This is a genomic window from Rhizobium sp. EC-SD404 (genome assembly GCF_902498825.1).
Classification (GTDB): domain Bacteria; phylum Pseudomonadota; class Alphaproteobacteria; order Rhizobiales; family Rhizobiaceae; genus Georhizobium.
The window spans coordinates 1-5,034 of record NZ_LR701453.1 but is presented as its reverse complement, the minus strand read 5'-3'; the positions used below and the strand labels follow the sequence as shown (position 1 = coordinate 5,034).

At 60.5% G+C, this 5,034-nt stretch carries 4 protein-coding genes; 1 reads left to right on the top strand and 3 read right to left on the bottom strand.

Annotated features, from left to right (window positions below; all coding sequences use genetic code 11):
• The coding region (locus tag GC125_RS00415; RefSeq protein WP_151983193.1) for a hypothetical protein at nt 1-680 on the top strand (680 nt) is incomplete at its 5' end.
• A gap of 161 nt (nt 681-841) precedes the next feature.
• On the opposite strand, the gene GC125_RS00410 is transcribed toward GC125_RS00415, so the two are convergent.
• The 3 genes from GC125_RS00410 to GC125_RS00400 form a co-directional block, all read right to left on the bottom strand.
• On the bottom strand, nt 842-2,086 hold the full coding sequence (locus GC125_RS00410) for a glycosyltransferase (RefSeq protein ID WP_151983228.1): 1,245 nt from the start codon (nt 2,084-2,086) through the stop codon (nt 842-844).
• Nucleotides 2,087-2,427: 341 nt separating this feature from the next.
• Entirely contained in the window at nt 2,428-2,754 is a 327-nt protein-coding gene (locus tag GC125_RS00405) for a winged helix-turn-helix domain-containing protein (protein WP_151983227.1), read from the bottom strand.
• Between the two features lie 160 nt (nt 2,755-2,914).
• Nucleotides 2,915-4,438 (bottom strand): DUF6600 domain-containing protein, encoded by a 1,524-nt coding sequence (locus GC125_RS00400; protein ID WP_353617024.1) that lies wholly within the window; start codon nt 4,436-4,438, stop codon nt 2,915-2,917.
• Nucleotides 4,439-5,034: the final 596 nt, after the last annotated feature.

Genomic DNA, 5,034 nt, shown 5'->3' with positions numbered 1-5,034 from the left:
TGCGCTCCACCGCGATCGCCGCCGTCACCGCGGCAGCTCTCCTCGTCACCATCGTGCTTCCGTCCGAATACGGGATTGATCCGACAGGCGTCGGCACCGCTCTCAATCTTACCGAGATGGGCGAGATTAAGATGCAGCTCGCCGAGGAAGCGGAAGCCGATGCTGCGATGGACGCGGCAAACCGTGCCAATCCGCCTGCGGTCGATACTGGTTCTTCGACGCGCACCGAAACCACCACGGTTGCCCCGGTCGTCGCCCCTGTCGCTCCGCCGCCGCCACCGGCACCACCGGCACCCGAGCGCCAGTCCAGCATCCTCGGCACGATCGGCGCGCTGATCGTCTCGCCCGCCGCAGCGCAGGAGCAGCGCCAGGATGAAATGACCATCGTCCTCCAGCCTGGCGAGGGCGCGGAGATCAAGCTGACCATGGTCGAAGGTGAAGTTGCGGCCTTCGCATGGGCCGTCTCAGAAGGCGGCACCGTGAACTACGACACCCATGGTGATGGCAGTGGGCAGAACATCAGCTACGAAAAGGGTCGCAGCGTTGCCGCCGATGACGGTCAGCTCCAAGCTGCCTTCACCGGCAAGCACGGCTGGTTCTGGCGCAATCGTGGCGATGCACCCGTATCGCTGACCTTGCGCACCAGCGGGACCTACACCGCCATCGAGCGGCTGGTCTAAGTTCAGATGGCGGCGCGTGCAGACGCGCCGCTACCTGATGAGGTTAAATGGCGGCTGACCCCCCAAGAGCACTTTGGAGAAACGCGCGCTCAGTCGCAGTCAATCACTTCTTGAAAAACATATGAGGCTATTTGGTGCGGCTTTTCTCTGCGGAAGCGACATCAGCTTTTGGTTCGACGGCTCGCGCCTTCGAGGAATTCGATCGCCGCCTCGATCCCACGATCGCTTTCAATGGCGGCGCCAAGCGCCTTCGCACGAGATCGCATTGCCGGCCCGTCCATTGCGACCAACGCGTTAGCGATGATACCGGCGCTCAGCGTTCGCCGGTTCAACGGTGCAGGGCCGGCTCCCAGAGCTGCAACCCGTCTCCCCCAAAAGGGCTGATCTCCAAAAAACGGGATGATCTGTGTCGGCAGGCCTGCGCGTAGGGAGGCAGCGGTCGTCCCGGCGCCGCCATGATGGATGGCAGCCGATGCTTTGGGTAGAAGAACGTCGTGTGGTGCGCTTTTGAGAAAAAACGCGCGTTCGCTCATCGTGCCGAATCTCATTGCGCCGTTGCCAACTGCCAGCAGACCCCGCTTTCCAGTCATTTCGAGGGCATCAAGGATCATTCCGGTCATCGTCTCCGGGTCGATCCCCGGCATGCTGCCGAACCCGAAATAAACCGGCGGTGGACCAGCGTTGAGAAACGCCTCCAAAGCCGGATCCGGCTGCCAGCCCGGCTCGTCGAGAAACCAGTATCCAGTCACCAAAACATCCGGTCCCCAATCGGAGGGCTTGGGAAGCACTGCCGGGCTGTATGCGTAAAGCGTACCTGCACGCGGCTTTCGCTTCGTCCGATCAGATAAACCGGGCGTCGATTGTCTCCAGGCCTTCAACTCGCTGGCGAAAAGCAGTTCCGCCGCATGGGTCGCAAGCAAGTGACTGACCCGGTTGAAGGGACCCAATGACGGATATGGAAGCAGAGGCGTCGGGAAGGCTGAGGTCGGTGTCAGGCCGGGGACAGGGGACGCCAGAACATGCGGCACGCCGAGAGCACTGGCTATATCCGGCGCAGCAATCGATTTGGGATGATAGACGATCACATCGGGGGCAAAGCGGATAGCTATCTGCCACTCGGCATCAAGCAGTCTCCTCATCAGCGGTCGGACTTGTTTGAGAAGCTTGAAGCCAGCGCTGAACCCTTTTCCTCCAGCAACAGCTGCCTTCCCCTCAGCGGTGTTCAGCAGCGCCAGAAATTCGGCTGGCAGGCCCATGAAGCGAACATCGTGCTCCGCGGCCATTCCGGAAAACTGGATGGGAGCGGCAAGCTGAACCTCATGACCTCGGGCAATCAGGCCCCGAGCAAGTGCGATATAGGGCTGGAAGTCTCCGCGTGTGCCGAGCGTATGGATCGCGATCCGCATGGTGCCACGATAAAACACCGGGCGCGAACTGTCTGCTCAAGCTCATGAAAAAGGGCCCGCTGAAATCAATGGAAGGTGCTGAATGAACGGCACGTTTTGGGTGCTCCGACCGCCACCTTCAACGGCAACAATCGGGTCGGGAGCCGTCATCGAGATCCGCGTGCATTCAATGGCAGCTATTCGGGCGTCGTCGCCCAAAACCGGACAGTCTTAAGTCGGCCCCCATCCCGCCGCGCCGCAAGGCGTTGCGCATCAGCGGTAAGCGCAGATTCGCCACCAGTTGGTCACAGTGGCGAGCCGGTCGGCATCAAGATATCGTAATCGACTGCAAAGCGTATATTCTAATCCAAGAGACGGTAGCCTACGCCAGGCTCGTTCAATATAAATCTCGGTGCCGCGGGATCATCCCTGAGTTTCTGTCGCAGCCTTCCTACGAAGACTCGCAGATACTGGACATCATTCTCGTTTGCTGGCCCCCAGAGCTGCAGTAGAAGGCCCTTATGGGTCGTAATTCGTCCAGCATTGCGCATGAACGGTATGAGTAGATTATATTCCTTTTTGGTCAGCCGTACCGACTCGCCATCAACGGTCACGCTATAACTGACGTGCTCGCCTGACCGAGTTGGGTTATGTAACTGGAATAGCAGCCATTGTTGGGGCCGCTGCATTCTGCTGTGCACCCGTTCGGAGCCAGCGCAGCGTTAATTGTCCCTGAGTCGCGCGCTGCCATCGCTCTCCATCGCAAGCGAGGATTTCTTTTGGTCCAGAGCAGGGCATCCGTCATCTGGAGATCCAGGCCGGTCACAAGACCGGCCTGGTAGGAGTTTTCTAACAAGTTTCCCGGCCTTCGGGGCACGTCTCGGCGTCGGCGGGCTGTTCCGCCGGAGCTGACCCTTCGTCTTCCATCGAACCCTCTTCCGCGGGCAGTTGTTCCGCTGGGGACTCCTCGGATAGAGCTTCGGGTTCGGTCGCTGCTTCGCCTTCGGCGGGCGTGGTCCCATTCTCAGGCGCAGCCTCCGTAGGGGCTGCTTCTTCAGCAGGCCCAGATTCGGAGGGGGCCGCTTCCTCGACAGCAGGTTCGCGTTCGACAGGTGCGGCTTCCTCGGGCTCGGCCGGCACCACTTCTGCAGGCGGAGCTTCGTCCTCGACAGTTTGCTCTTCCGCTCCAACAGGTTGTTCGGCCCCGTCAGACTTCATGGTCGCCGCAGGGGTTTCAGCAGCAGGCTCGCCCTCAGGCGCAGTGTCGGAAGCCGGATCTTCAGCGCCGGCGTCGTCGGCAGGTGTGTCTTCGGTCGTGCCTTCCGCGGCAGGCTCTTGCCCGGTGGCCGGGGCCTCGGCGTCGGGTACCGCAGGAGCCTCGTCGGCGGGTGCTTCTTCCGTCCCCGCTTCATCAGCGGCTGGATCGCCGGTGTCCTCCTCGACCTCTGCCGCGCTTGGCGCGTCGGCCTCGGCGGGAACGTCTTCCAACGTCTCCTCTATGATCGCCGGCTCTTCGATCTGCTCTGCCGATTCCGCGACGTTTGCTGGCGTTTCCTGCGGTTCCTCTTCGGAGATGTCCGCTTGGAATGCCACGACTTGGCCATCCGATGCCGTCGCCTGATCGGGATCGTCGACGAATGTTAAGTTGATAGTTTGGACCGGCTCGACGACCACGTTCTCGATCTGCGAGATTTCGATTGGCTGATTGATAATGATGTTCTGCTCGATCCGGACGTCCACACGGGTGGTCGCCTGCGTGAGGATAACTGGAATCTGCGCGATGGGCTCGACGTGCTGGACAATGGTCGGAGACGAGATGTAGCGTGTCTCGACGAAGATCCAGCTTTCCGCGACCGGCGGGCGGAACGAGGAAGGCGCCCCCCAGGCATAGCCGCTTCCTTCCGGAGCGAGCGGTGCCCAGCCGACATAGTCGCCGCCGGTTCTCCAAGTCACCCACGCCGGCGCCCACACATTGCCAGGCACCCAGTACCAGCCATAGGAGCGGCTGTAGCCCCAGCGGCCATAGTGATAGGTTGCCCAGCCGAAGGGTTCATCGGAAACCCAATACCAGCCGTAATCATTGGTGTACGCCCAGTGTCCTTGCGTATAAGGCCGCCAATCTCGATCGAGCCCGGACGGCACGAAGACATAGCCGTGCGACCCGTGTCTTGCCCAGCGTCCATGAGAAGCGAGGCGGTCGAAGAAAATACCAACAGAAATTCGGGCTTGGGCCTCTGCAGACGTACCCAATTGGACGGGCACGAGATCGCGTAAGCCCCTTGCGTCGGTTAAATTCAGTGATGAGGTGGGGCCGGCCAAAAGGGAAATGGCAGCAACGCCCGCAAAGAGGGATGCTTTTGTTATCCAGCGCATCGTATCGATCCTGCTAACACGGTCCCTTCGCGCATTGAACGTACGGACTTGCGAAAAGTTCACTACCCGGTGATCAGCCGATACAAGATCGTCCACGAGAGCTACGAGCCGCCGTTATCGACCTTAACCGAAAGGCACACTCGATCGGTCTAGTCCTCGTCCACACTCGATCGGTCTAGTCCTCGTCTCGGCGGCGCGATAAGCCTGTTCGTTGCTCGTGTGATCAGTCCGGCTGGTGAATGGGGGGCCGACGACCGTTTAACGCCATGCGAGATCGCGCAGTTGCTCAATGCGATTGGGCTCGACGGGGTCTGTTGGATATACCGGCTGCAGACACCCAGACGGGGCTCGATGATCTTGCGTTCCAGCAGAGCGAGATCGCGCCGCTGGGCATCGGTTGGGTCCCGCTGACGGTCGTCCCTCATCTTTGCGGAGTAGGCTGAAGCGAACGCTATTCTTAGTTCGGAATCTAGGCTCAGGACCTATTAATTCCGTTTGATGTGTGATTCACGGTCTCCGAGAAGGAGGCTGTGATGGGTGATTTATTTTTGCTGAGCGAGCGCCAGATGGCGCGGATATCGCCGTTCTTCCCGCTG

Bases quoted from the DNA above. Each gene is read 5' to 3' on its own strand.
- GC125_RS00410 (WP_151983228.1), bottom strand. From the start codon at position 2,086: ATGCGGATCGCGATCCATACGCTCGGCACACGCGGAGACTTCCAGCCC.
- GC125_RS00405 (WP_151983227.1), bottom strand. From the start codon at position 2,754: ATGCAGCGGCCCCAACAATGGCTGCTATTCCAGTTACATAACCCAACT.
- GC125_RS00400 (WP_353617024.1), bottom strand. From the start codon at position 4,438: ATGCGCTGGATAACAAAAGCATCCCTCTTTGCGGGCGTTGCTGCCATT.